A 24,469-nucleotide genomic window follows, 5' to 3' on the forward strand; every position below is an offset into this window, starting at 1 on the left:
TCAGGCAGCTTGTGTGTTGGGGGTGTTGCACATGGGGAAGCCAAGCTTTTCCCGGGACTCGAAATAGGCTTGCGCTACTGCGCGTGACAAATTGCGAATGCGGCCGATGTAGGCAGCGCGTTCGGTGACGGAAATGGCGCCGCGTGCATCCAGCAGGTTGAAGGTGTGAGCTGCTTTCAAAATCATTTCGTAAGCGGGCAGGGCCAGGCCGACTTCAATCAAATGTTTGGCTTCAGCCTCATATTCACCAAAGTGGCGGAACAGCATGTCGGCATTGCTGTGCTCGAAGTTGTAGGTGGATTGTTCCACTTCGTTCTGGTGGAACACATCGCCATAGGTCAGCACTTTCTTCACGCCTTTTTCTTCACGCTCGGTCCATACCAGGTCGTACACGTTTTCCTTGCCTTGCAGGTACATGGTGAGGCGTTCAATGCCGTAGGTGATTTCGCCCAAAATTGGGGCGCAATCCAGTCCGCCCACTTGTTGGAAGTAGGTGAACTGCGTCACTTCCATGCCGTTCAACCAGACTTCCCAGCCCAGGCCCCAGGCACCCAGTGTCGGGTTTTCCCAGTTGTCTTCCACGAAACGGATGTCGTTCTGCTTGGTGTCAATGCCCAATGCTTCAAGGCTGCCCAAATACAGTTCAATGATATCTTCAGGGGAGGGCTTGAGCACCACCTGGAACTGGTAGTAATGCTGCATGCGGTTGGGGTTTTCGCCATAGCGGCCGTCTTTGGGGCGGCGTGACGGTTGCACGTAAGCAGCGTTCCAGGGCTCGGGGCCCAAGGCGCGCAAAAATGTGGCAGTGTGGCTGGTGCCCGCACCCACTTCCATGTCAAAAGGCTGCAGCAGGGCGCAACCTTGCTGGTCCCAGTAATTCTGCAGGGTCAAAATGGCCTGTTGAAACGTCAGCGGTTTCTTTTGCATGTGCGCCGGTCCTTACTTGTTCGGTGTTTTGTACGTCAATTGCCCCGTATTGTAATGGCTTGCCGGGGCTTTGGTTGTGGCTCGTGGTCCTAAAGCGTGCCAATGCACAGGTACTTCATTTCCAGAAACTCCTCAATTCCCCAGACGGAACCTTCACGCCCAAGGCCCGATTGTTTGACCCCGCCAAAAGGCCCCACCTCGTTGGAAAACACGCCCACATTGATCCCGACCATGCCATATTCCAGCGCCCGGGCCACGCGGAAGGTGCGCGCGGAATTCTCGGTGTAGAAATAGGCTGCCAAACCGTAAGGGGTGTTGTTGGCATGGTTGATGGCTTGCTCTTCTGTGTCGAAAGGGAAAATTGCGGCAAGGGGCCCGAAGGTTTCTTCCTGGGCCACCAGCATGCGGTGGTCGGCATTGTTGATCAGTGTCGGCTCAAAAAACCGGCCACCCAGAGCATGTGGTTTCCCGCCGTGGAGCAGGGTAGCTCCTTTCTCGATTGCATCATCTACGTGTTTTTGAACCTTGGCCACGGCCTGTTCGTCGATCATGGGGCCAATACTGGCCTTGGTCTTGATGCCATCGCCAACATCGAGTTTTGAAATTTTGGCCAGCAGCTTGTCTGCAAAAGCCTGCTGCACGCTGCGGTGCACATAAATGCGGTTGGTGCACACGCAGGTTTGACCGGCATTGCGGAACTTGGAGGCAATCAGGCCTTCCACGGCCTTGTCCAGGTTGGCATCTTCAAACACGATAAACGGTGCGTGTCCACCCAACTCAAGGCTGAGCTTCTTGATGGTGGGGGCGCATTGCTGCATCAGGATTCGGCCCACTTCTGTGCTTCCCGTGAAGGTCAGTTTCCGTACCACATCGCTTTCGCAAAGTACCTTGCCAATTTCAATGGACCGGTTTGCATCGCCTGTCAGCACGTTCAACACCCCTGCTGGAAAGCCGGCCTGGCGTGCCAGTTCAGCCAAGGCCAGTGCGCTGAGCGGAGTTTGCTCTGCAGGCTTGACGACCACAGTGCATCCAGCTGCCAGTGCTGGCGCCACTTTTCGGGTAATCATGGCAATCGGAAAGTTCCAGGGGGTAATGGCTGCGCACACGCCAATGCCTTGTTTCAACACCAGCAGTTCCCGGCCCAGTTGGGGCGATTCCAGTACGCTGCCTTCAATTCGCTTGGTCTGTTCTGCAAACCATTCCACAAAGCTGGCGCCATAAACTACTTCGCCTTTGGCTTCAGCCAATGGTTTGCCTTGTTCCAGGGTCATAAGGAAGGCCAGGTCGTCGGCATTGTCAACAATCAGGTCAAACCACTTGCGCAGAATTTGCGCGCGGCTTTTGGCCGTGGTGTTGCGCCAGCTGGTCAGGGCTTTTTCAGCACACAGAATGGCATCGTGTGCCAGGGCGATCGACGTGTTGCCCACTTGCGCAATGGTTTGACCCGTCGAGGGGTTGTCCACCTCAAAATCTGTTTCGCAGGCGTGGAAACTGCCATACACAAATGGATTGGTTTGTAACAGGCTGGGGTTTTTGAATTGAAAGGTGCTGCTCATTTCTGTCTCGTTTTTAATTAATTAATTGGGTTCCAGGCTCAGCAGGGCGGTCAATTGCGCCACGCAGGCCATGGCGAAAGTTTCAGTTCTCAACACGCGCTGCGAAAAACGCAGCGGCACGGCACCTGACTCAGTTGCAAGCAAAGTCTCTTCCGGGGTCCAGCCCCCTTCGGGGCCTACGCAAATGATCAAAGGTCCTTCTGGCCGGGTAGCTTGTGCCCATGCTGTCAACCGCATTTCAGTGTGCGGGGTGAACCAAAGCACTTGGGCATCGGGCCAGTTGCGTGAAATCTGTTCAAGTGCATCCCTCAGCGGGCGGACAGGCTCGACCATCGGCAATGTACCCCGTTCACTTTGCAGGCTGGCTGACAAAACCACCCGTTCCCAGTGGACCTGGCGCTTGCTTGCGCGTTCGCCTTCCAGTTTAACCACGCTGCGCTGGGCCTGCACAGGGTGAAAGCCGGCCACGCCCAATTCCGTACATTTTTCAAGAATCCAGTCCATCTTGTCGCCTTCCGGCAAGGCCTGCAGCACATGCACAGTTCTGCGCAGTTCAGTGTCGTGCACTGCGAGCCTGTCGCCAATGTGAACCTGGGCCAGTTTTTTGGACAGGTATTGAACTGTGGCCTGAAATTCCCCGCCTTGTCCATTCCAGACCCGAAGTGCTTCTCCATCGCGAATTCTCAAAACCCGTGAAGCGTAATGCATCAAGTCATCAGTCAGATCAAGCACTTGGCCTTCACTATTGCAGTGTTCTAGAAGGAAACGCGGCAAGCGCTTGCCCTTTTCTTGTTTCATGTTTCCCTGTCTTTATTCAGTGGTTTGTCCGCATGGGGGCGCTTTATTGGGATAGCTTTGATAAAATTCATTTTTTTCCAACTTTGCCACAGGCATAACCCTCAATCCCCATACCTATGTCCTCTTCGTCAAAGAACATGGCCAACGCGATTCGCGCGCTCGCCATGGATGCAGTTCAAGCCGCCAAATCCGGTCATCCCGGCATGCCCATGGGCATGGCCGAAATCGCTGTAGCCTTGTGGGCACGCCACCTGAAGCACAATCCGCAAAACCCGCTGTGGGCTGATCGCGACCGCTTCGTGTTGTCCAATGGCCACGGCTCCATGCTGATTTACGCGCTGCTGCACTTGACCGGTTACGACCTGCCAATCGAGGAATTGAAAAACTTCCGCCAGTTGCATTCTAAAACACCGGGCCACCCCGAAGTGGACATTACCCCCGGAGTTGAAACCACGACAGGCCCCTTGGGGCAGGGTATTGCGAACGCCGTGGGCTTGGCGCTGGCTGAAAAGCTCTTGGCTGCCGAGTTCAATGAAGCAGGTTTCCCGGTTGTGGATCACAACACCTACGTGTTTTTGGGCGACGGTTGCCTGATGGAAGGCATTTCCCACGAAGCCTGTTCACTGGCTGGCACCTTGGGTCTGTCCAAGTTGATCGTGATGTACGACGACAACGGCATTTCCATTGACGGTGAAGTGGAACACTGGTTTGCCGACAACACGCCCCAGCGCTTCGAGGCTTATGGCTGGAACGTGATTCCGGATGTCAATGGCCACGATGTGGATGCCGTAGACGCTGCAATCGCGCAGGCCAAGCAGAACGCTGCGCTGGACAAGGGCCCAACCCTGATTTGTTGCAAAACCAATATTGGTGAGGGTTCGCCCAATCTGGCTGGTACCGACAAGGTGCATGGCGCCCCACTGGGCGACGCTGAAATTGCAGCCACACGAGCAGCCATTGGTTGGGCACACGCTCCGTTTGAAATTCCTGCCGAGGTTTACAACGCCTGGGACGCTCAAGTTGAAGGGGCCGCCCGCCAGTCCGCCTGGGACAAGCTGTTCGATGCCTACAGCGCGAAATTCCCGGCCAAGGCCGCTGAATTCAAGCGTCGCATGGCTGGTGACCTGCCTGCCCAGTTTGAACAAACTGCTGCGCGTTTGCTGGCCGAAGTGGCCGCCAAGGGCGAAACAATTGCCACCCGCAAGGCCAGCCAGAATGCAATCACCTTGTTGGCTGCGGAATTGCCAGAACTGCTCGGTGGCTCTGCTGACCTGACAGGCTCAAACCTGACCAACTGGCCCAAGTGCGTGGCTGTTCGCCGCAATGCGGACGGTTTCACTGCCGGCAACCACATCAACTGGGGTGTTCGTGAGTTCGGTATGAGCGCAGCCTTGAATGGCGTGGCACTGCATGGTGGCTACATTCCTTTCGGCGCTACTTTCCTGACCTTCTCCGATTACAGCCGCAATGCCTTGCGCATGGCAGCACTAATGAAGAAGCGAAATATCTTCGTATTCACCCACGATTCAATCGGTCTTGGTGAAGACGGTCCAACCCACCAGCCTGTTGAGCATGCAGCAACCTTGCGCTTGCTGCCCAACATGGATGTGTGGCGCCCTGCCGATACGGTTGAGTCCATGGCAGCCTGGAATTCGGCTGTTCAGCGCAAGGATGGCCCGAGTGCACTGTTGTTCAGCCGTCAGAACCTGCCTTTCCTGGCTCGTTCTGAAAACGTGCTGGCTTCTGTCGCCAAGGGCGGCTATGTGTTGGTGGATACACCCAACGCCAAGGTCACCCTGATTGCGACCGGGTCTGAAATTGAAATTGCCATGAACACCCAAAAGGCCTTGGCTGAGAAGGGTGTGGCTGCCCGCGTGGTGTCCATGCCATCTACCAATGTATTTGACCGCCAGGACACAGCTTACAAAGCGCAAGTGCTGGGTTCAGCCCCGATTGCCGTGATTGAAGCTGGCATCACGGATGGCTGGTACAAGTACATCGCCCATGCTGGTGTCAAAGGCACCGTGTTGGGCATGAGCACATTTGGCGAGTCTGCACCGGCAGGAGCACTGTTCAAATATTTTGGTTTGACTACAGAAAAATTCACCGAGGCTGCACTGGCTTTGGTCACGGCTTAAGAGACACGGAACACTGATTTACTTTCAAGGAGATTTGTCATGACTATTCGCGTAGCGATCAACGGCTATGGCCGCATCGGCCGAAATGTACTGCGTGCCCATTACGAAGGTGGCAAGAAACACGACATTCAAATCGTGGCCATCAATGACTTGGGCGACCCCAACACCAATGCTCACCTGACCCAGTACGACACGGCACATGGCCGTTTCCCTGGCACCGTGACGGTTGACGGCGACTACATGGTAGTTAACGGCGACAAGATCAAGGTACTGGCCAACCGCAATCCCGCTGAACTGCCTTGGGGCGAGTTGGGCGTGGACGTTGTTTTGGAATGCACTGGCTTTTTCACCTCCAAGGAAAAAGCATCTGCCCACCTGAAAGGCGGCGCCAAGAAAGTCATCATTTCCGCACCAGGCGGTAAAGACGTGGATGCTACAGTGGTCTACGGCGTAAACCACGGTGTGTTGAAAAGCACTGACACAGTGATTTCCAATGCCTCTTGCACCACCAACTGCCTGGCCCCGCTGGTCAAGCCACTGAATGACGCCATTGGCCTGGAAACTGGCCTGATGACCACCATTCATGCCTACACCAACGACCAGGTCTTGACCGACGTCTACCACGAAGACCTGCGCCGCGCACGTTCTGCCACAATGTCCATGATCCCCACCAAAACCGGTGCGGCTGCGGCTGTGGGCCTGGTTCTGCCAGAACTGAACGGCAAGCTGGATGGTTACGCTGTGCGCGTTCCCACCATCAACGTGTCCATGGTTGACTTGTCTTTCATCGCCAAGCGCGACACCACGGTTGACGAAGTGAACAGCATCCTGAAGGCTGCTGCTGAAGGCCCCCTGAAAGGCGTGCTTGAATACAACGAAGCACCCCTGGTGTCGATCGACTTCAACCACAATCCGGCTTCCAGCTCGTTTGATGCCACATTGACCAAGGTCAGCGGCAAGCTGGTCAAGGTATCCAGCTGGTACGACAACGAGTGGGGCTTCTCTAACCGCATGTTGGACACCACCGTGGCCCTGATGAACGCGAAGTAAACCCTCGCGTTTCCCAAGGTAAAAAAAGCCGGGCCATGTGCCCGGCTTTTTGTTTTCTTCCTCTGAGAAGTAGACTCCGTTCTGCTTTCTTTTCCGGCAATTGATTGTTGACCTGGCTCGGTACTCTGAACTCATTGTTATCAGTGAGTTATGCCATGTTGATTTTTCCTCTGCACAAATCAAATCTGACCGTACCCCGGTTCTTGGGCATTTTCATGTTCTGCCTGGCGTGGTTACTTTTGAGCAATCCGGCTTATGCGCAATCGGACAGTCCCCAGTTCATTCTCAAGCTTAAAAACTCGGTTGAGCTGAGCAGCAGCCCCACGGTTCGCCGCCTTGAAAAGGAGGGCGAGTTTCTATCTGGTGTGTTGACCCGAAACAACCTGGATGCCACTTGGTTGCGTGCAGGGTCTGTGGGTACGCATGTGTTGCGTTGGGGCAGCAGTGTTCGTTTCTCCGACAAGCAGGCCTTGTTGAACCGATTGGCCAGTGATCCGGAAGTGGAATTTGCAATTGAAGACCGCCCCATGCGTGCCTTTGCAACACCGAATGACCCCACCTTTGCCAATCAATGGGCACTTCGATCGACCGTGAACACGGCTGGCGCCAAATTTGACCAGGCCTGGGACGTGATTCGTGGCAGTGCAGACGTGGTTGTGGCCGTGCTGGACACAGGTGTGGTTTTTGAAACCCCCGATTTGATGGGTCGGCTGTTGAGCGGTTATGACTTTATCTCAAGTGTGTCCACTGCCAACGATGGCAATGGCCGTGATTCCGATGCATCTGACCCCGGCAACTGGATCAGCAGTGCCGATGCGCAAACGGCCACTTTTTCAGGTTGCAGTGTCAAGAATTCAAGCTGGCATGGCACATTCGTGGCGGGTCAAATTGCCGCCAATACCAACAGCGATTCCGATGTGGCCGGCGCCGACTGGAACGTCAAAGTGTTGCCTGTGCGCGTGCTTGGAAAATGCGGTGGACTGTTGTCGGATGTTCTGGATGCCATGTTGTGGTCCGCTGGTCTTGATGTGCCGGGCATTCCACGCAACAACAACCCGGCCGATGTCATCAACTTGAGTTTGGGCAGTTCAACCACGTGCAGTGGATTTGAGCAAACGGTCGTGAATCGTGTGAATTCAGCAGGCACTCTGGTGGTTGCTGCAGCCGGTAACAGCGGTGGGGCTGTAGATTCCCCGGCAAACTGTGCCAGTGTGCTGTCCGTAGGGGCGCTTGATCGCGACGGAAGCCGCGCCAGTTATAGCGCGATTGGTACCGGGGTCAGCCTGATGGCTCCCGGCGGCTTCAGCAATGGTTTGGTAGGTCTGGGCAATTCCGGTACTACCACACCAACTTCTGCCAGCCTGGTGAATAAAACCGGAACCTCATTTTCCTCACCCCTGGTGGCCGCCACAGCGGGCTTGATGCGTGCCATCAACCCTGCTTTGACGCCTGCCCAACTGAGTAGTCAGATTCTTTCCACAACTTCAGCATTTTTAACCCCAAGAAGCAGCACTTGCACGGCCAATCAGGGTTCAGGTGCCTGCAACTGCACCAGCGCCGTATGTGGCACAGGCATGTTGAATGCATTTGCCGCAGTCACCGCTGCCAAGGGTACTCGCCCGGTGGCCAATGCCTCTGTGTCTGCCAATGGCTTGATCAGCAGCGGTTTCCAGGAAAATGCAACAGGCTTAAATCCGGTCCGCCTGCGTGGTTCTGCGAGCAGTGTGGCTGCAGGCCGAAGTGTGGCGTCTTACAGTTGGTCGCAGGTATCAGGTGAGCAGGTCCTTGTGGGAACATCGACCACTGCAGATGTCGATCTGCCTGCTGCAGGTTCTACATCCGACCTGGTATTCCAGTTGACTGTGACTGATTCGGTTGGCGAAAGTCACTCCAGCTACACGGCTATCCGTGTGTTGGCCAGTGGCGCCAATGGTAGCTCACCCACTTCGGTTGCCAGTGTCAGTTCGGGCGGCACAACGGGCGGCACGTCCGGAGGTTCTTCTCCACCAGCCTCAGACAATGGTGCTGGCTCGGCAGGCAGTGTTTCCGCTGGCGGCGGCGGGGGCTCAAATACCTTGCCAGGCTTGTTGGGCTTGAGCTTGCTACTTATTGCCTTCAGGCGCAATAGCGTCGCCTTGAGAAAAATGACCAAGCAAGCATAAGCAAACCCAGTAGAAATCCGCCCAATGCGCCACCCCGGTGCGCAGCGTGGGCAACAGGGCCCCCCACCAGTGCATCGGTGCTTGGGCCCGAATGCCATTCCAGCAGCAGTTTCGCACACAAGCCTGCCAGCAGTACCCACAATGGCCAGCTAGTTCGAAGGCCATGCGCGCTTCGACTGAAGGCCAAAAGCAGGCAGCACGCAAACTGGAAATGCAAGGCCCCGCTAAGCCCACAGTACCAGTCCAGCCTTTCAACGCCACTCAGGTAAAAAGCGACCCACAACAGCGAGGCCAATTGAATGGCCGCCCATTCGCGGGTGGTGCACTGTCCCGTAAACCCCCAGTTCACAATCGCGAGGCCCAGCAGGTTCAGGACAAGGTGTGCCCAACCGAGGTGCGTGAATTGTGCCAACAGGGCATAAATAAAAAATGAGTCAATTAAATCAAGCCCTTGCTGAGGGAATTCAGGCGCCAGAAATTGGCCCGCAATTGCCAATATTCCGATCACAAAGGACGAGGCATACCCCATGAAAAGTCTTCTGGTGGCGTTATAATCGCGGATTGTTTCCAATAACCTTCCTTGAGAGTTGAAAAGCATGTTGCGTTTCCTGCGCCTGACCGACCAAGACGTATCCAACCAACGCGTGCTCATTCGCGTCGATTTTAACGTGCCTGTGGACGCAAGTGGCAACATCACGGAAGACACCCGAATTCGTGCATCCCTGCCCGGTATTGAATATTGCTTGAACAACAATGCTGCGCTCATGCTGACCAGCCATTTTGGTCGCCCTACCGAGGGTGAATACGATGAGAAGCTGAGCCTTGCTCCCGTGGCCGCCCGATTGGGCGAGCTGTTGGGCCGTCCGGTTCGCCTGGTCAAAGATTGGGTGGGCGGCGTGGATGTGAAAGCGGGCGAAGTCCTGCTGCTTGAAAACTGCCGGTTCAACAAGGGCGAAAAAAAGAACAACCCGGAACTGGCTCAGAAAATTGCAGCGCTTTGTGACATCTACGTCAACGACGCATTTGGCACAGCGCATCGCGCTGAAGCCACAACCCACGGTGCAGCCCAGTTTGCCCCCATTGCCTGCGCTGGCCCACTGTTGGCCGCGGAGCTGGATGCCCTGGGTGCCGCCTTGTCAGCACCCAAGCGCCCTATGGTGGCCATTGTGGCGGGTTCCAAGGTGTCGACCAAGCTCACTATTCTCAACAGCCTCGCTGACAAAGTGGACCAGCTGATTGTGGGTGGAGGCATTGCCAATACCTTTATGGCAGCACTGGGCTTGCCAATCGGCAAATCGCTGGCAGAACATGAATTGCTCGGCGAGGCCAAAACCATCATTGACAACATGAAAGCACGCGGTGCAGCCGTGCCCATTCCAACAGACGTGGTCGTGGGCAAGGAGTTTTCCCCAACCGCACAAGCCACGGTCAAGCAAGTGGCGGATGTGGCCGCAGACGACATGATTTTCGACATTGGTCCAAACACCGCTGAGGAACTGGCGGCTATTCTGGACAAGGCTGGCACCATCGTGTGGAATGGCCCAGTGGGCGTGTTCGAATTCGATCAGTTCGGCAAAGGCACCGAGCGCCTGGCCATGGCGATTGCCAAGTCCAAGGCGTTTTCAATTGCTGGTGGTGGCGACACCCTGGCGGCCATTTCAAAATACAACATCGGTGAACAGGTCAGTTACATTTCAACTGGTGGTGGAGCATTCCTCGAATTTCTTGAAGGCAAGACACTTCCAGCCGTTGAAATTCTTCAGCAGAGAGCCGCTTGATGTCCAACGTATTCGTGCCCCGTCAAACCAAAATTGTCGCCACGCTCGGCCCAGCGTCTACCGAGCCAGCCGTGCTGGAGCGCATGATTGCCGCGGGCATGAATGTGGTGCGGGTCAATTTCTCGCATGGTACAGCCCAGGAACACATTGACCGGGTCAAAACGGTGCGTGAAATTGCTGCACGCCTGTGTCGAGATATCGCGGTCATGGCCGATCTGCAGGGTCCGAAAATTCGAATCGGCGTGTTCGCAAACGGTTCAACCACTCTGGTGAATGGTCAGCCCTTTGTGCTGGAAACCAAATGCGATCTGGGTGACGACGAGCGTGTGGGCCTGGATTATCCAGAACTTGTGAACGACGTAAAAACTGGCGACACACTCTTGCTTGACGACGGCAAAATCGTCTTGAAAGTCAAGAAAGTTGGCCCCAGCCAGATTCATTGCGAAACCGAAGTGGGCGGCGTGTTGAAAAACCGCAAGGGTATCAACAAGCTGGGTGGCGGTTTGTCCGCGCCGGCGCTCACTTCCAAAGACATGGAAGACATTCGTACTGCCGTGGCGTTTGAAGCCGATTACATCGCAGTCAGCTTCCCCAAAAGCGGAGCCGACATGTACATGGCCCGCGAGTTGACTCGCGCAGCAGGCGGCCATGCTTTCATGATTGCCAAGATTGAGCGCTGCGAAGCCCTTGAAAATCTGGATGACCTGATCCGTTCCTGCGACGGCCTGATGGTGGCCCGTGGCGACCTGGCCGTGGAAATTGGTGACGCTGCCGTGCCCGCAGCCCAGAAGCGTCTCATTCGCGCAGCGCGCGAAGCCAACAAGTTGACCATCACCGCCACACAGATGATGGAAAGCATGATTGAAAGCCCCGTGCCCACCCGTGCTGAGGTGTCGGACGTGGCCAACGCCGTGCTGGATGGCACAGATGCAGTCATGTTGTCCGCAGAAACAGCCGCCGGCAAGTTTCCGGTGGAAACCATTCAAGCCATGGCCCGGGTTTGTGTTGAAGCCGAAAAATCAGCCACTATCAGCCTGGATACTGATTTTCTGAACCGCAAGTTCAAGCGTGTGGATCAGTCCATCGCGATGGCTGCACTGTTCACTGCACACCACCTGGAAGTAAAAGCGATTGCTGCCTTGACCCAGTCGGGGTCAACGGCCTTGTGGATGTCGCGTTTGAACAGCGGCGTGCCAATTTTTGCGCTGACCCCCGAAGAAAAAACCCGCCGCCGCCTGTCGATGTATCGCGACGTGCGCACGGTGATGATGCAGTACGAAACAGAAGACCGCGAGCTCTTGCTGGCCAAGTCAGAGAAAGCCTTGCTCGATGCCAAAGTGGTGGAACTTGGTGACCTGATCGTGATCACCATTGGTGAACCGATTGGAAAGTCTGGCGGTACCAACACCATGAAAATTGTTCGCGTTGGCGAACACATTGGCCTGCTTAACTAATTGATTATCTAATTTTATTTTTTGGAGACCTTGAAATGCCTCTCGTATCCATGCGCCAATTGCTGGACCATGCCGCTGAAAATGGTTATGGTATTCCTGCCTTCAACGTCAACAATCTGGAACAGGTCCAAGCTGTGATGGCGGCGGCCGATGAAGTGGGTGCTCCCGTCATTTTGCAAGCCAGTGCGGGTGCCCGCAAGTATGCAGGTGAGCCCTTCATCAAGCACCTGATCCAGGCTGCGGTAGAAGCGTTCCCGCACATTCCATTGGTGATGCACCAGGATCACGGCACCAGCCCGAAAATTTGTCAGGGCGCAATTGACCTTGGTTTTGGCTCAGTGATGATGGATGGTTCTTTGATGGAAGACGGCAAAACCCCTGCGTCTTTCGATTACAACCTGGAAGTGACTCGCAAAGTCGTGGACATGGCGCACAAGGTTGGTGTGACCGTGGAAGGCGAACTGGGTTGCCTGGGTAATTTGGAAACTGGTGAGGCTGGTGAAGAAGACGGCATTGGCGCCGATGTGAAGCTGGATCACAGCCAAATGCTGACTGACCCCGAAGAAGCCGCTGTGTTTGTAAAAGCCACCCAATTGGACGCGTTGGCCATCGCCATTGGTACCAGCCACGGTGCCTACAAGTTCAGCCGCAAGCCCACAGGCGACATTCTGGCGATTTCCCGAGTCAAGGAAATTCACGCCCGCATTCCCAATACGCACCTGGTGATGCACGGTTCCTCATCGGTACCTGCCGATTTGTTGGCCATCATCAACCAATACGGTGGCAAGATGAAAGAAACCTACGGCGTGCCTGTGGAAGAAATCCAGGAAGCGATCAAGTACGGTGTTCGCAAAATCAACATTGACACAGATATTCGTCTGGCCATGACAGGTGCCGTGCGCAAATTCATGTTTGAAAATCCGGACAAGTTCGATGCGCGCGAATGGCTCAAGCCAGCCCGTGAAGCAGCCAAGCAGATTTGCAAGCAGCGTTACATGGAATTCGGTTGTGAAGGCCAGGGTGCCAAGATCAAGCCAATCGCGTTGAGCGAAATCGCTCAAAAATACGCCAAGGGCGAATTGGCCCAGATCGTGCAGTAACAGCGGTTCGATCCGCAAGTAGAAGCTCACGCGGGCTGCGCCCCGCGTGTTTTGTTTTTTAAAGCCTGAATCCGCAAGAGGCCTGTTGAATGAGTACTGTGTTTGAAACCAAGCTGACATCCCTGCCGTTGTTGCATCGAGGAAAGGTGAGGGAAAACTTCTCGGTCGGCGATGACAAAATGCTCATCGTGGCCAGCGACCGCCTGTCTGCATTCGATGTCATCCTGGACCAGCCCATTCCCGAGAAAGGCATGGTGCTGACTCAAATGGCCCAGTTCTGGTTCGATATTCTGGCCGATGTGGTGCCCAATCACTTGACCGGCATTGACCCAGAAACCGTGGTGTCCGCTGCCGAGGCGCCGCAAATCAAGGGCCGCTCGATGGTGGTCAAAAAGCTGAAAGCCCTGCCGATTGAGGCTGTTGTGCGCGGCTACCTGATTGGCTCTGGCTGGAAAGACTACCAATCGACAGGTGCAGTGTGCGGCATCAAGTTGCCTTCCGGCATGCAAATGGCTGCCAAGCTTGAAGAACCCATTTTCACGCCTGCCACCAAGGCCGCCATGGGCGAACACGATGAAAACATTGATTTCGACACCATGAGCGACGTGGTCGGCCGTGATTTGGCCAAGCAGATTCGCGAGGTGTCCATCGCGCTGTACACCAAGGCCAGCGACTACGCGTCCCGCCAGGGCATCATTATTGCCGACACCAAGTTCGAGTTTGGCCTGGATGAAAATGGCACCCTGACTTTGATGGACGAAGTGCTGACCGCGGATTCGTCCCGTTTCTGGCCTGCAGACCAATACCAGGTGGGTATTTCCCCCCCATCGTACGACAAGCAGTTTGTACGCGATTACCTGGAAAGCGTGCCTGGCTGGAACAAGAAAGCACCAGCCCCTGTACTGCCCCAGGACATCATCGACAAAACAGCAGCCAAATACCGTCAGGCCTATGAAATTCTGACTGGCCGCCTCTGGATTGGATAAAGAAATGACTGACGCCACACACCTGCACACTTCCGACCAGCCCAAAGTGGGCGTGGTCATGGGCTCGTCCTCGGATTGGGACGTGATGAAAAATGCTGTTCAAGTGCTGCGCGATTTTGGCGTGGACTATGAAGCGCGCGTGGTTTCAGCCCACAGAATGCCCGACGAAATGTTTGCTTACGCAGAAACTGCGAGCACCCGTGGCATTCAGGTGATTATTGCCGGAGCGGGTGGTGCAGCCCACTTGCCAGGCATGCTGGCTGCCAAAACCATTGTGCCGGTGATGGGGGTGCCTGTGCCTTCCAAGTACCTGCGGGGCGAAGATTCGCTGCTGTCGATTGTGCAAATGCCCAAGGGCATTCCGGTACATACCTTTGCCATTGGCGAAGCAGGTGCGGCCAACGCTGCACTGGGCGCGGTGGCCATTCTCGCCTTGACCAATGCCGACTTGAACCAGAAACTGCAGGAATTTCGCGTTGCCCAATCCAATGTGGCGCGCGAAATGACTTTGCCCCCAACGCCTTGATTTTTTAAGCCACACACATGAGCAAGATCGAATTCAAAACAGTGAAGCCCGGCCAGTGGTTGGGCCTTCTGGGTGGAGGCCAATTGGGGCGCATGTTCTGCATGGCCGCACAAAGCATGGGTTACCGCGTGCTTGTACTTGACCCGGTGGCCAATGGCCCTGCAGGCTCCGTGGCCGATGACCAGATTCTCGCTGATTACATGGACGATCAAGGTTTGGCTCGGCTTGCGCAGCGTTGTGTGGGTGTCACCACCGAGTTTGAAAACGTACCTGCATTGGCATTGGACAACCTGTCCAAAAGCATTCCCGTCAGCCCATCAGCATTTTCCGTTGGCGTGGCACAAAACCGGTTGGAAGAAAAAGCGTATATCAGTGCTTGTGGTGTTCCAGTCGCACCCCATGCGGCCATTCGCAAGTCGGCTGACATTGACGATTCGCTCGCCTATTTGCTGCCTGGCATCGTGAAAACAGCCCGTTTGGGTTACGACGGCAAGGGCCAGGTTCGTGTCAAAACCCTGGACGAGGTACGCAAAGCCTTTTCAGACCTGAATGAAGTGGAATGCGTGCTGGAAAAGCGCCTCACCCTGCAAAAGGAAATGTCCGTGATTGTGGCCCGTGACCACAAGGGTGAATGTGCAACTTTTCCCGTGGCCGAAAACCACCACCGCAAAGGCATTTTGGCCACCACCATTGTGCCCGCACGCATTGATGACGCCATGGCTGCACAAGCCCGCGCCAATGCCATCTCCATTGCTGGAGCACTGGATTACGTGGGTGTGTTGTGTGTCGAGTTTTTCGTAGTCGATGAACTGGGCCTGGTGGTCAATGAAATTGCACCTAGACCCCACAACAGCGGTCATTATTCAATCGATGCCTGTGTCACTTGCCAGTTTGAACAGCAGGCCCGCATTCTGGCCGGTTTGCCTTTGGGCGATACCCGCCAGCACAGCCCAGCCGTGATGGTGAACTTGCTGGGCGACCTGTGGTACGGCGAGGATGGCAGCGAAAATGAACCGGCTTGGGAAAAGGTCTTGGCCATTCCTGAAGTGAAGTTGCACCTGTACGGCAAAGAGCAAGCCCGCGTGGGTCGCAAAATGGGTCACATCACCGTGATTGCAGAAACCATGGAGCGGGCGTTGATTGTGGCCCAAACAGTACGAGACATTCTGGGCATTGGTGATGACGACGACTGATCAGCCTGGGTCACCCCAGCAAGCTGAATTGCTTGAACCCAGTTCCGGCAACATTCAGCGCTGCGCAGATGCCTTGCTGAGCGGTCACCTGGTAGCATTCCCCACCGAAACCGTGTTTGGTTTGGGTGCAGCGGTAACCGATCTAAAGGCTGTTCAATCCATTTTCAAGGCCAAAGGTCGTCCCTCTGAACACCCCTTGATTGCCCATGTGGCGCCGGGTGCAGACCTGAATGGCTGGGTGGCTGAAATTACCCCGGTCATGCAACAACTGATGAATGCCTTTTGGCCTGGTCCCTTGACATTGGTTGTACCCAAGGGTGAACGCATGCCCCTTGAGGTCACCGGTGGTCAACAGTCTGTGGGTGTCCGTTGCCCGTCGCACCCCGTGGCAATTGAGTTGTTGAAAGCTGTTGGTGTGCCTGTGGCTGCTCCTTCGGCCAACCGTTTTGGGAAAGTCAGCCCCACTCGGGCAATCCATGTATTGGCCGAGCTTGGTGATCGAATTCCATTTGTGCTGGATGGTGAAGTGCCCGAAGTGGGCATTGAATCGACCATTGTTTCCCTGTTGAATGCGCAGCCGGCGATACTTCGCCCAGGCGCAATCACTGCAGCTCAAATCGAGGCAGAGTTGGGTGTATCAGTGATACCCCACGCCGAGGTATCGAGAACCCCTCTAGGCAATCCTCGAGTTTCCGGTGCGCTGGAGAAACATTACAGCCCGGACGCCAAAGTGAGCGTTGTCGCTGCAAGTCAGTTGCGGAACTGGCTCGCATCTTCATCCAGCGGCCACTCAGCAACGCTGCTTTGCGTGGGCTGGACCGATGCCTATTTGCAGCAGGCCCGTGCGCTGCGAGAAAGCAACCCTGGTGTGTTGGTTGAAGTTCTTGGCAATCACCCTTCAGCCGTGGCCCAAGCTCTGTATGCGACACTTCGGCAAGCCGATGAATTGGGTTGTCAGCAAGTGTTGTTTGAATGTCCCGCAGCAGAAGTTGCCTGGGAAGCGGTTGCAGACCGCCTAAAAAGAGCCTCCGCCTGATCTGCTTTGCAAGAATTCGCCTACACGCATTTCGTATTATTCCCACATACCCAGCTTTGGCTGCCAGCTACGATCAGTTCATGATTTTCACTTTGCCCAACGCTTGAGCCACAGCGGCTTCCATGCGTGGCTTGTGCTTCGAACCGAAAGGAGTTTGCATGCTTCCCAACAACCCAACAGCTGGGTCTTCCCGTCGAGTTTCATCGACATCGCCAGTCCCCAAGTTGCCACTGCGTGGCGGAAATCGATCCTGTGGGCGTTCAGATCAATATGAAACGCTGGCCGAGCAATTTTTGAGCTTTATCGATGACGATTCTTTTCCCTGTGTGGGGGCCAAGGCAGCACTGGCCAGGGGTGAGATGTTTGTTCATGAGTTTGGCATGCTGAATGACGCCGCTCATGACGCAGAATTGCTGAATTCACTTGAACTGTTTGTCAAAACCATGGAGTCGGCCGATGAAGACCCCTTGAAAGTGCATTCCTTCGTGGCGGTGTTCAAAGGACCTTTCATCACCAGTGAATTGCAGTTTGAAAACCTGTTGTGGACGCAGTTGTACAATCTTCATACTCTTGATGTCAGTCGTGGCTTTTCGGCTGCGTCCGACATCAGCAGCAATCCTGAAAGTCCCCATTTCAGTTTAAGCCTGGCGGGTCACCCATTCTTTGTGATCGGTTTGCATCCCGGTGCTTCCAGGCTGGCCAGAACCTTTCGCAGCCCGGTGTTGGTCTTTAACTCCCACCGGCAATTTGAAGCCTTGCGCGCCGATGGGCGTTATCCAAAGATGCAAAAAGCAATTCGCAAGCGTGAAATTGCCCTCCAGGGTTCCATCAACCCCAACCTGGCCGACTTTGGGTCCAACAGCGAAGCCCGTCAATACAGTGGCCGCAAGGTGGATGCAAACTGGAAATGTCCATTTGATTTCGAGAAGGCACGCAAATCATGAACGATCTCTTGGTGGAATTCAAAGTCAACACCCGTATTCGTCCCTGTTCTGCCCATGCCTTCGAATTGAACGCGGGTGATGAATTGGTTGTGGTTGATCCACAAGGTCAGCAGGTCAGCGATCTGGTTGCGTTTGCCAAGTCGGATGTTCGGGAATACCTCTCTTCAGGGCGCACCTTGGACTATGCGTCCAAGCTGTGGCTAAGCACCGGCGATTTGTTGTACTCAAACCGCAGCGCACCCATGTTCACCATTCTGGAAGACACCTGTGGCCGCCATGATTTCACCTTGGCACCCTGTTCCCGGGAAATGTTCGAAACCATCTATGGCGAGAAAGAAGAACGCCCCGGCTGTGAGGGAAATCTGGAAAAGGTGCTGGAAAAATATGGCATCGATCGCGACTGCATTCCTACCGCATTCAATGTATTCATGAATGTCGGTATAGATCCATCTACCGGCGCGATCGCAGTGCTCCCACCGTTGAGTAAACCCGGGGACTTTATTCGATTCAAGGCGGAGATGGATTTGGTGGTTGGCCTTACTGCTTGTTCGGCGGGGCAGTCCAACAATTTCAGCTACAAGCCGATCGACTTCAGGATAGAGTCGCCGGCCTGAAGGCTGCTGCTTACATTTGCTGGGTTGGGATGTGGCCGCGTTGCTCGGCCATCACATTGTTGTCATCAACGAAAACCAGTTTGGGCTGGAATGTTTTGCATTCCGCATCATCTAGCGTGCCATAGGCCGCAATAATGACCAAGTCGCCTTTTTGCGCACGGCGGGCCGCTGCGCCATTCAGGGAAATCATGCCGCTTCCGCGTTCACCCTTGATGGCGTAAGTTGAAAAACGCTCGCCGTTGTCAATGACATAAATATCAATGCGTTGAAACTCGATAATGCCTGACGCTTCCAGCAAGTTTTCGTCAATCGCGCAGGAACCTTCGTAATGAAGTTCACAGTGGGTTACTTTGGCTCGGTGAATTTTTCCAAGCAACATCTCACGATGCATCAGTTAATCTCCAGATTGTCGATCAAACGGGTTTGTCCCAATTTGGCCGCAGCCAGAATGACCAGCGGTGTTTGATCGGACAGGTTTTGATTGGTGGGGCGTTGCAAGTCGGCTTGTCTGCGAACCTCGAAATAATCAGGGTTCCAGCCTCGGCTGACCAATTTTTTGGCGCAATCTTGTTCCAATTGTACCAACTGGTCCAAATTCGGGCGACCGGTTTTCACCTGATTTGAAAGTTCATTCAAAAGTTGATACAAAAATGGTGCTTCAGCCCGGTGTTCTTCACTTAAATAGCGGTTTCGGGATGACAGGGCCAGTCCATCTTCAGCACGTACCGTGGGTGCCGCAATGATTTCAATGGGCATGGCCAATTGCGCCACCAGCCGACGAATAATCATCAACTGCTGATAATCCTTCTTCCCGAACACCGCTACTTTCGGCTGCACGCAGTTGAACAGCTTGGTGACTACCGTACAAACACCTTCGAAAAAGCCGGGGCGAAATTCCCCTTCCAGTGTTCCGCCCAAATCATCGGGCGGCTTGATCCGGTAGTCCTGAGGCTCTGGGTACAAATCCCGCTCAGTGGGCGCGAACATCACGTACACATGTTCCTTTTCAAGCTTTTCCGCGTCTTCCTGCATGGTGCGCGGGTATTTGTCGAAGTCTTCATTCGGCCCGAATTGCAGGCGGTTGACAAACACGCTGGCCACAACCGGGTCGCCATGTGTGGCGGCAATTCGCATCAGCGACATGTGTCCTTCGTGCAAGTTGCCCATGGTGGGCACAAAGGCCACCCGGTTTTGCCCGCGCAGCTGATCTCGCAATTCGGTGATGGAAGAAATCTGTCTCATCAAATACTCAGAATGTGTGGTCGGCAGTTGGAAAGGTTTTCTCTTTCACAGCTGACACATAGGCCTGCACAGCCGCTTGAATTGAGGGCTGATTATCCATGAAATTGCGGACAAACTTGGGTTTTTTGCCTGGAAACACATTGAGCATGTCGTGCAGCACCAAAACTTGTCCGTCACAATCAACTCCGGCACCGATGCCAATTGTAGGCACGGTCAGGCTTTTGGAAATGTCCCCAGCCAGTTTTCCGGGTATCAGTTCGAACAGCACCAGTTGGGCGCCTGCATCCTGCATGGCTTTGGCATTCAACTTCAGCACCTTGGCCGCTTTGGCGTCTCGCCCTTGCACCCGGTAACCACCGAGCGCGCTGACGGATTGTGGTGTCAAGCCCAGGTGGGCACAAACGGGTATGTCGCGCGTGGTCAGGTACTCCACAGTTGGGGCTAACCAGGCAGTGCCTTCCAGCTTCACCATGTTGGCACCCGCGGCCATCAAACGCGCTGCGTTGCGGTAAGCCTGTTCCATGCTTTCCTGGTAGCTTCCAAAGGGCATGTCAGCCACTACAAAGGCAGTTTGATTGCCCGCAGCAACGCAGCGGGTGTGGTACTCCATCATGTCCATGCTCACTGGCAAGGTGCTTGGCATGCCTGCCAACACCATGCCAAGGGAATCTCCGACCAGAAGAATGTCCACTCCACTGGCATCCAGAACGCTTGCAAAGCAAGCGTCATAGCAGGTCAACATCGCAATCTTGTCCTGATTTTTTTTCATTTCAAGCAGTGCGGGCAAAGTGACTGCCTTGCGGGGGCTGTTACCTGTACCTTGGGGTTGTGCGCTCATCGTGCTTCTCTCAGTGCTGTCTTTGCTCGGGGATCTTATTCAGACCAATTGAAAAATTCTCGCCGGCCTTTCATGCCGTCGATCTGGTTCAGCAACAGGTCAAAGTCCTCTGCGTGATCAATCGGGTTCAAATGTTCTGTATTCACAATCAAAAGCGGCGCGTCGTCATAGTGATAAAAAAAGCGGCTGTAGGCATCGCTCAGCTGTGACAAATACGCTTCGGTGATGTTGGCTTCATAGGGCGTGGCGCGCTTTTGAACCCGTTCGATCAATGCCTGTGGCGATGCCTGCAGGTAAATCACCAGGTCCGGCGTGCTGGTCTGCGGGCTTTGGTGCTGATAAATCTGCTGATACAGCTTCAGCTCTTCCTCATCCAGCGTCAGGCTGGCAAACATGCGGTCTTTTTCAAGCAGAAAATCGCTGATGACCATGTTCTCGAAAAAATCACGTTGAGTCAGGTCACGCAACTGCCCGATTCGTTGAAACAGAAAGAACAGCTGGGTAGGCAAGGCGTAGCGGGCTGGCTCTTGGTAAAACTTCTCAAGAAAGGGATTGTCGTCCGGCTTTTCAAGCAGCACTTCGGCCTGGAATCGCTGGGCAATCAAGCGGGCCAGCGAGGTTTTACCCACGCCAATGGGCCCTTCAATCACGATGTGGCGATATTTCTCTGACAACAACTTGGCTCTCCAGTGAATGGCTGCGTGCGGCCTCAGTGTAGCGCACGGGTAAAATTGGAATTGGAAAAACAGTTCAAATCAGGTTGACTTCCTGATTCAGCGTGGCAGGCAGATGAACACTTGCCAGACCAAGCCCGGGAATTTCAACCGCAGGGTTCAATGCCAGGAGCGGCTCAAGAACAAACCGGCGCAAGTGCATTCGGGGGTGGGGCACCGTCAGTTGCTCAGTGTCTCGGGTTTCATTGCCAACCAGGAGCACGTCAACATCAATCGGGCGGGGCGCATTGCGGGTGGTTCGCACCCGGCCCAGGGTGTTTTCCAAGGCCAGGCAGGCCTGAAGCAATGATTCGGCGTTGCCCAGCCACTGGATTTCCAGGACCGAATTCACGTAGTCTGGTCCTGTGGCGTCCACCGGCGCACTTCGATAGCGCGGCGATTCCCGTGTGCCAGCGGCAAGCGGATGTGCCGCAAAGTGTTGTACCACCTCGTCAAACAAAGCCAGCGGATGACCCAGATTTCCACCCAAGCCCAAATAGCAAAGCGTGCTGTTGCTCACTCGCCAGACGATCCCTGCTCAGTTGACCCGCCACCTTGGCCTGTGGGTCTACTCTTCGGCTTTCTGCGGCGTTTTTTCTTGCGTGCGGCACCTTCCTGGCCCGCGGGTGTGCCCCGCAAGCCATCAAGCATGCTCTGGCGGTTGTTGGCGTCACCGTCACTGAATTCACGCCACCATTCGGCCAGTTCAGTGTCCGCATCTACATCACCCACTTTGGCGCGCAATTCATAAAAATCAAGCGATGCGCGGAATTTCTGCTGTTCAAGCATGCGGAAGGGCGCTTTGCCCGCCCGCTTTTCAAAACGGGGCTGGAACGCCCAGATTTCCCGCATGTCGCCAGTCAGGCGGCGGGGAATGGCTGTGCGCTCGGCCTGCTCAGCCAGCACTTCATCCATGGCGGCAAACAGGGCAGGGAATTTGAGTTCACCTTGCTCCAGCTTGGTTTCCCAGCTTTCCAGCACCAGGTGCCACAGCAGGCAGGCAAACAAAAATCCGGGGCTCAAGGGCTTTCCGTCTTTCACACGCTGATCGGTTCGTGCCAGCGCTTCGGTCAGGAAGGGTTCACCTCGCTCGTGTTCCAGGATCGCATCCAGCAATGGAAACACGCCGTGGTGCAAACCCGCTTTGCGCAGGCCTTTCAGGCAAGCCAGGGCGGACCCACTCATCAAGAGCTTGAGCATTTCATCAAACAGCCGGGATGCAGGCACGTTGCGCAACAAATCAGCCATTTCAGCGATTGGCGCGTAAGTAGCCGGCTCAATGTTGAAATCCAGTTTGGCTGCAAAACGCACCACGCGCAGCATGCGCACCGGGTCTTCGCGGTAGCGCAAGCTGGGTTCACCGATCATGCGCAGCAACCGGGCGCGCAGGTCTTCCATGCCATGGTGGTAATCCCACACGGTTTCCGTGCTGGGGTCGTAGTACATGGCATTGACGGTAAAGTCCCTGCGGGATGCATCTTCATCCTGGCGACCAAATTCGTTGTCGCGCAGCACACGGCCATGTTCATCTTTTTCATTGCTGGCGCTGGCCAGTGCACGAAATGTGGAGGTTTCAATCGTTTCCGGGCCAAACATCACATGGACAATCTGGAAACGTCGGCCAATCACACGGGCCCGGCGGAACAAACGTTGGGTTTGTTCCGGGCTGGCGTCGGTGGCCACGTCAAAGTCTTTGGGGCGCATGCCCAACAGCAGGTCACGCACCGCACCCCCCACCACGAAGGCCTTGTAGCCCTTGCTTTGCAGGGTCTCGCAAACACGAATGGCATTGTGACTGACCAATCGCTTGTCTATTTTGTGTTCGGCTACACTCCATACTTTTGGTTTGTGGACACCATAGCTCGCCTTGACTTTTTTGGGTGTACCCAGGTTCAAGTGCGCAGCAGGTCCAGGAGCCTCACGCCCCAGCGTGACCGGTTTTGAAAACATGCGTTTGAATAGTTTTTTGATCATTTGAACAGCTCTAATACGGGCCAGCCTTGCGACTTCGCGATGTCGGCCAGTTTCTCGTCGGGGTTCGCTGCCACGGGGTGGCTGACGCATTCCAGCAGCGGCAGGTCATTGATTGAATCGCTGTAAAAGTGGCTGGTCTCGAAACTTTCCATCGTCCACCCCTTTTCGGCCAGCCACTCGTTCAGGCGGGTCACCTTGCCTTCCCGGAAGCTGGGTAGCCCGCTGACTTTGCCCGTGTACTCGCCATCAATCAGTTCAGGTTCCGTGGCAATCAAGGCTTCAATGCCAAAGGCCTGAGCAATCGGTTGAGTGATGAAGCTGTTGGTCGCAGTGATGATGACGCACACGGCGTTTTCATTTTGATGCTTCTTGACCAGCTCGATCGCAGAGGGCTTGATGTTCGGGCGAATCACGTCAGCCATGAACTCGTTGTGCCATACGGCCAACTGCGCGCGCGTGTTGTTGCGCAGGGGGCGCAATTGAAAGTCGAGAAATTCGTCAATATTCAGCGTGCCGGCTTTGTAGTCAGCATAGAACTGGTCGTTCCGGGCTTCAAATTCGGCGCGGTCCAGCACCCCTTTGTTGATCAGGAATTGCGACCAGCCGTGATCAGAATCAATCGGCAACAGGGTGTTGTCAAGGTCAAACAGTGCGAGTTTCATATTCCCGAATTACCAGACTTTCTCGTCGTTTCATCCAGTGTCGCAGCAAATTCACGCTCACTGGTTTTTGTTGTTCAAGGGAGAAGCGATCCAATCCATCCATGACGGCCATGAGCGAACCCATGTCGCGCTGAAAATAGCGCAGTGCATATTCAATCACTTCTTCGCTCAACTGCAGCCCGCGAGATTTCGCCATGGATTGCAGGGCCTCGTGTTTTTCATGGTCGCTCAAGGGTTGAACCCGAAGGCACAAGCCCGCTTCGATTCGTGTACGCAAGTCATCCCGCAGCTTGAGCTCGGCCGGTGGAAATTCACTGGCCAAGATGATTTTACCGGGTTTGTTCTCTGCAAGGCTTGAATTGAATGCATTAAACAGCTGAACCTGGGAGTAAGGCGTTAGTTGATCGATGTTGTCGATCACCAAGGCCTGTTCACTAGGTTTGAAGACAAACCTGTTGCCGCCAGCCACCACATTGACGCCCATTTCGGCGGCCACGCCACGCAACAAGTGGCTTTTTCCGCAACCCGCAGGCCCGTAGACATACATGAAAGGACTAAGGCTTTCGAGTTTGATCAGTTGCTGAAGTTCATGCACGAGCTGACCATTCTGACCCACCAGGAAGTTGGTCAGTGTGGGCCGGGGCGGCGTGAAGACATCAAGAAGCAACTGTTGCATGGGCATTGCTGAGCTGGGCTTTTGTGGAAATTAATTGAACTTTCAAGGGCGCTTTTGGGCGACGGTTCAGGCAGGCGGTCCACTCGGGGGCCGGGCGTATCA

The 24,469-nt window shown here is 54.9% G+C and carries 24 protein-coding genes; 12 read left to right on the forward strand and 12 right to left on the reverse strand.

From position 1 onward, the window contains the following. The 3 genes from glyQ to RGQ30_RS03650 form a co-directional block, all read right to left on the reverse strand. Positions 1–927 carry a glycine--tRNA ligase subunit alpha gene (gene glyQ, locus RGQ30_RS03640; RefSeq protein ID WP_130558279.1) on the reverse strand — a complete coding sequence of 309 codons (927 nt, stop codon included), beginning with the start codon at positions 925–927 and terminating at the stop codon, positions 1–3. A gap of 89 nt (positions 928–1,016) precedes the next feature. Further along, positions 1,017–2,483 (reverse strand): NAD-dependent succinate-semialdehyde dehydrogenase, encoded by a 1,467-nt coding sequence (locus RGQ30_RS03645; RefSeq protein WP_130558278.1) that lies wholly within the window; start codon positions 2,481–2,483, stop codon positions 1,017–1,019. Positions 2,484–2,504: 21 nt separating this feature from the next. Beyond that, positions 2,505–3,281 (reverse strand): 16S rRNA (uracil(1498)-N(3))-methyltransferase, encoded by a 777-nt coding sequence (locus RGQ30_RS03650; protein ID WP_130558277.1) that lies wholly within the window; start codon positions 3,279–3,281, stop codon positions 2,505–2,507. A 137-nt stretch (positions 3,282–3,418) separates the two neighbouring features. Between RGQ30_RS03650 and tkt the strand changes: the two genes are divergently transcribed. The 3 genes from tkt (at position 3,419) to RGQ30_RS03665 (ending at position 8,631) form a co-directional block, all read left to right on the forward strand. Next, a complete protein-coding gene (tkt, locus tag RGQ30_RS03655) occupies positions 3,419–5,419 on the forward strand; it encodes a transketolase (RefSeq protein ID WP_338284743.1) in 2,001 nt (666 codons plus the stop codon). 39 nt (positions 5,420–5,458) lie between these two features. Next, on the forward strand, positions 5,459–6,469 hold the full coding sequence (gap, locus tag RGQ30_RS03660; RefSeq protein WP_130558275.1) for a type I glyceraldehyde-3-phosphate dehydrogenase: 1,011 nt from the start codon (positions 5,459–5,461) through the stop codon (positions 6,467–6,469). Between the two features lie 155 nt (positions 6,470–6,624). After that, positions 6,625–8,631 carry a S8 family peptidase gene (locus RGQ30_RS03665; protein WP_130558274.1) on the forward strand — a complete coding sequence of 669 codons (2,007 nt, stop codon included), beginning with the start codon at positions 6,625–6,627 and terminating at the stop codon, positions 8,629–8,631. On the opposite strand, the gene RGQ30_RS03670 is transcribed toward RGQ30_RS03665, so the two are convergent. Then, positions 8,585–9,160 carry a rhomboid family intramembrane serine protease gene (locus tag RGQ30_RS03670; RefSeq protein ID WP_298219061.1) on the reverse strand — a complete coding sequence of 192 codons (576 nt, stop codon included), beginning with the start codon at positions 9,158–9,160 and terminating at the stop codon, positions 8,585–8,587. The genes RGQ30_RS03665 and RGQ30_RS03670 overlap by 47 nt on opposite strands. A gap of 67 nt (positions 9,161–9,227) precedes the next feature. Here RGQ30_RS03670 and RGQ30_RS03675 point away from each other — a divergent pair, with 67 nt between their 5' ends. The 9 genes from RGQ30_RS03675 to RGQ30_RS03715 all read left to right on the forward strand — a co-directional run bounded on the left by RGQ30_RS03675 (position 9,228) and on the right by RGQ30_RS03715 (position 18,262). Further along, on the forward strand, positions 9,228–10,409 hold the full coding sequence (locus RGQ30_RS03675; protein WP_298219063.1) for a phosphoglycerate kinase: 1,182 nt from the start codon (positions 9,228–9,230) through the stop codon (positions 10,407–10,409). Further along, the gene (gene pyk / locus RGQ30_RS03680; RefSeq protein ID WP_420915164.1) at positions 10,409–11,863 is read left to right on the forward strand and encodes a pyruvate kinase; all 1,455 of its coding nucleotides are present in this window, start codon (positions 10,409–10,411) and stop codon (positions 11,861–11,863) included. The genes RGQ30_RS03675 and pyk overlap by 1 nt, the downstream gene beginning before the upstream one ends. 35 nt (positions 11,864–11,898) lie before the next feature. Then, positions 11,899–12,963 (forward strand): class II fructose-bisphosphate aldolase, encoded by a 1,065-nt coding sequence (gene fba / locus RGQ30_RS03685; protein ID WP_130558272.1) that lies wholly within the window; start codon positions 11,899–11,901, stop codon positions 12,961–12,963. An 89-nt stretch (positions 12,964–13,052) separates the two neighbouring features. Beyond that, positions 13,053–13,949 carry a phosphoribosylaminoimidazolesuccinocarboxamide synthase gene (locus RGQ30_RS03690; RefSeq protein ID WP_130558271.1) on the forward strand — a complete coding sequence of 299 codons (897 nt, stop codon included), beginning with the start codon at positions 13,053–13,055 and terminating at the stop codon, positions 13,947–13,949. 4 nt (positions 13,950–13,953) lie between these two features. Further along, a complete protein-coding gene (gene purE / locus RGQ30_RS03695; RefSeq protein ID WP_130558270.1) occupies positions 13,954–14,475 on the forward strand; it encodes a 5-(carboxyamino)imidazole ribonucleotide mutase in 522 nt (173 codons plus the stop codon). A gap of 17 nt (positions 14,476–14,492) precedes the next feature. Beyond that, positions 14,493–15,668 carry a 5-(carboxyamino)imidazole ribonucleotide synthase gene (locus RGQ30_RS03700; protein ID WP_130558269.1) on the forward strand — a complete coding sequence of 392 codons (1,176 nt, stop codon included), beginning with the start codon at positions 14,493–14,495 and terminating at the stop codon, positions 15,666–15,668. Next, the gene (locus tag RGQ30_RS03705) at positions 15,655–16,704 is read left to right on the forward strand and encodes an L-threonylcarbamoyladenylate synthase (RefSeq protein WP_130558268.1); all 1,050 of its coding nucleotides are present in this window, start codon (positions 15,655–15,657) and stop codon (positions 16,702–16,704) included. Before RGQ30_RS03700 ends, RGQ30_RS03705 begins: the two co-directional genes overlap by 14 nt. 158 nt (positions 16,705–16,862) lie before the next feature. Further along, positions 16,863–17,648 (forward strand): guanitoxin biosynthesis heme-dependent pre-guanitoxin N-hydroxylase GntA, encoded by a 786-nt coding sequence (gntA, locus tag RGQ30_RS03710; RefSeq protein WP_130558267.1) that lies wholly within the window; start codon positions 16,863–16,865, stop codon positions 17,646–17,648. Continuing rightward, positions 17,645–18,262 carry a DUF1989 domain-containing protein gene (locus RGQ30_RS03715; protein ID WP_130558266.1) on the forward strand — a complete coding sequence of 206 codons (618 nt, stop codon included), beginning with the start codon at positions 17,645–17,647 and terminating at the stop codon, positions 18,260–18,262. The genes gntA and RGQ30_RS03715 overlap by 4 nt, the downstream gene beginning before the upstream one ends. A 10-nt stretch (positions 18,263–18,272) precedes the next feature. Here RGQ30_RS03715 and panD read toward each other — a convergent pair whose 3' ends face one another. The 8 genes from panD to RGQ30_RS03755 form a co-directional block, all read right to left on the reverse strand. Continuing rightward, positions 18,273–18,653, reverse strand: a complete 381-nt coding sequence (gene panD / locus RGQ30_RS03720) for an aspartate 1-decarboxylase (protein ID WP_130558265.1) — start codon at positions 18,651–18,653, stop codon at positions 18,273–18,275. Continuing rightward, on the reverse strand, positions 18,653–19,504 hold the full coding sequence (panC, locus tag RGQ30_RS03725; RefSeq protein ID WP_130558264.1) for a pantoate--beta-alanine ligase: 852 nt from the start codon (positions 19,502–19,504) through the stop codon (positions 18,653–18,655). The genes panD and panC overlap by 1 nt, the downstream gene beginning before the upstream one ends. A 7-nt stretch (positions 19,505–19,511) precedes the next feature. Continuing rightward, on the reverse strand, positions 19,512–20,342 hold the full coding sequence (gene panB, locus RGQ30_RS03730; protein WP_130558263.1) for a 3-methyl-2-oxobutanoate hydroxymethyltransferase: 831 nt from the start codon (positions 20,340–20,342) through the stop codon (positions 19,512–19,514). Positions 20,343–20,377: 35 nt separating this feature from the next. Continuing rightward, positions 20,378–21,019 (reverse strand): deoxynucleoside kinase, encoded by a 642-nt coding sequence (locus tag RGQ30_RS03735; RefSeq protein ID WP_130558262.1) that lies wholly within the window; start codon positions 21,017–21,019, stop codon positions 20,378–20,380. Between the two features lie 73 nt (positions 21,020–21,092). Continuing rightward, a complete protein-coding gene (gene folK / locus RGQ30_RS03740; RefSeq protein ID WP_338284748.1) occupies positions 21,093–21,575 on the reverse strand; it encodes a 2-amino-4-hydroxy-6-hydroxymethyldihydropteridine diphosphokinase in 483 nt (160 codons plus the stop codon). Next, on the reverse strand, positions 21,572–23,029 hold the full coding sequence (gene pcnB / locus RGQ30_RS03745) for a polynucleotide adenylyltransferase PcnB (RefSeq protein ID WP_130558260.1): 1,458 nt from the start codon (positions 23,027–23,029) through the stop codon (positions 21,572–21,574). Before pcnB ends, folK begins: the two co-directional genes overlap by 4 nt. Further along, positions 23,026–23,691 carry a histidinol-phosphatase gene (locus RGQ30_RS03750; protein WP_130558259.1) on the reverse strand — a complete coding sequence of 222 codons (666 nt, stop codon included), beginning with the start codon at positions 23,689–23,691 and terminating at the stop codon, positions 23,026–23,028. The genes pcnB and RGQ30_RS03750 overlap by 4 nt, the downstream gene beginning before the upstream one ends. Further along, positions 23,672–24,367: an HdaA/DnaA family protein gene (locus RGQ30_RS03755; protein ID WP_338284749.1), complete on the reverse strand. Its 696-nt coding sequence runs from the start codon at positions 24,365–24,367 to the stop codon at positions 23,672–23,674. Before RGQ30_RS03755 ends, RGQ30_RS03750 begins: the two co-directional genes overlap by 20 nt. Between the last annotated feature and the right edge of the window lie 102 nt (positions 24,368–24,469).

The sequence above is a fragment of the Limnobacter thiooxidans genome (assembly GCF_036323495.1).
Lineage (GTDB): Bacteria > Pseudomonadota > Gammaproteobacteria > Burkholderiales > Burkholderiaceae_B > Limnobacter > Limnobacter thiooxidans.

Excerpts from the sequence above, each read along its gene's own strand:
- glyQ (WP_130558279.1), bottom strand. The coding sequence starts at position 927 with ATGCAAAAGAAACCGCTGACGTTTCAACAGGCCATTTTGACCCTGCAG.
- RGQ30_RS03645 (WP_130558278.1), bottom strand. The coding sequence starts at position 2,483 with ATGAGCAGCACCTTTCAATTCAAAAACCCCAGCCTGTTACAAACCAAT.
- RGQ30_RS03650 (WP_130558277.1), bottom strand. The coding sequence starts at position 3,281 with ATGAAACAAGAAAAGGGCAAGCGCTTGCCGCGTTTCCTTCTAGAACAC.
- tkt (WP_338284743.1), top strand. The coding sequence starts at position 3,419 with ATGGCCAACGCGATTCGCGCGCTCGCCATGGATGCAGTTCAAGCCGCC.
- gap (WP_130558275.1), top strand. The coding sequence starts at position 5,459 with ATGACTATTCGCGTAGCGATCAACGGCTATGGCCGCATCGGCCGAAAT.
- RGQ30_RS03665 (WP_130558274.1), top strand. The coding sequence starts at position 6,625 with ATGTTGATTTTTCCTCTGCACAAATCAAATCTGACCGTACCCCGGTTC.
- RGQ30_RS03670 (WP_298219061.1), bottom strand. The coding sequence starts at position 9,160 with ATGGGGTATGCCTCGTCCTTTGTGATCGGAATATTGGCAATTGCGGGC.
- RGQ30_RS03675 (WP_298219063.1), top strand. The coding sequence starts at position 9,228 with ATGTTGCGTTTCCTGCGCCTGACCGACCAAGACGTATCCAACCAACGC.
- pyk (WP_420915164.1), top strand. The coding sequence starts at position 10,409 with ATGTCCAACGTATTCGTGCCCCGTCAAACCAAAATTGTCGCCACGCTC.
- fba (WP_130558272.1), top strand. The coding sequence starts at position 11,899 with ATGCCTCTCGTATCCATGCGCCAATTGCTGGACCATGCCGCTGAAAAT.
- RGQ30_RS03690 (WP_130558271.1), top strand. The coding sequence starts at position 13,053 with ATGAGTACTGTGTTTGAAACCAAGCTGACATCCCTGCCGTTGTTGCAT.
- purE (WP_130558270.1), top strand. The coding sequence starts at position 13,954 with ATGACTGACGCCACACACCTGCACACTTCCGACCAGCCCAAAGTGGGC.
- RGQ30_RS03700 (WP_130558269.1), top strand. The coding sequence starts at position 14,493 with ATGAGCAAGATCGAATTCAAAACAGTGAAGCCCGGCCAGTGGTTGGGC.
- RGQ30_RS03705 (WP_130558268.1), top strand. The coding sequence starts at position 15,655 with ATGACGACGACTGATCAGCCTGGGTCACCCCAGCAAGCTGAATTGCTT.
- gntA (WP_130558267.1), top strand. The coding sequence starts at position 16,863 with ATGCTTCCCAACAACCCAACAGCTGGGTCTTCCCGTCGAGTTTCATCG.
- RGQ30_RS03715 (WP_130558266.1), top strand. The coding sequence starts at position 17,645 with ATGAACGATCTCTTGGTGGAATTCAAAGTCAACACCCGTATTCGTCCC.
- panD (WP_130558265.1), bottom strand. The coding sequence starts at position 18,653 with ATGCATCGTGAGATGTTGCTTGGAAAAATTCACCGAGCCAAAGTAACC.
- panC (WP_130558264.1), bottom strand. The coding sequence starts at position 19,504 with ATGAGACAGATTTCTTCCATCACCGAATTGCGAGATCAGCTGCGCGGG.
- panB (WP_130558263.1), bottom strand. The coding sequence starts at position 20,342 with ATGAGCGCACAACCCCAAGGTACAGGTAACAGCCCCCGCAAGGCAGTC.
- pcnB (WP_130558260.1), bottom strand. The coding sequence starts at position 23,029 with ATGATCAAAAAACTATTCAAACGCATGTTTTCAAAACCGGTCACGCTG.
- RGQ30_RS03750 (WP_130558259.1), bottom strand. The coding sequence starts at position 23,691 with ATGAAACTCGCACTGTTTGACCTTGACAACACCCTGTTGCCGATTGAT.
- RGQ30_RS03755 (WP_338284749.1), bottom strand. The coding sequence starts at position 24,367 with ATGCAACAGTTGCTTCTTGATGTCTTCACGCCGCCCCGGCCCACACTG.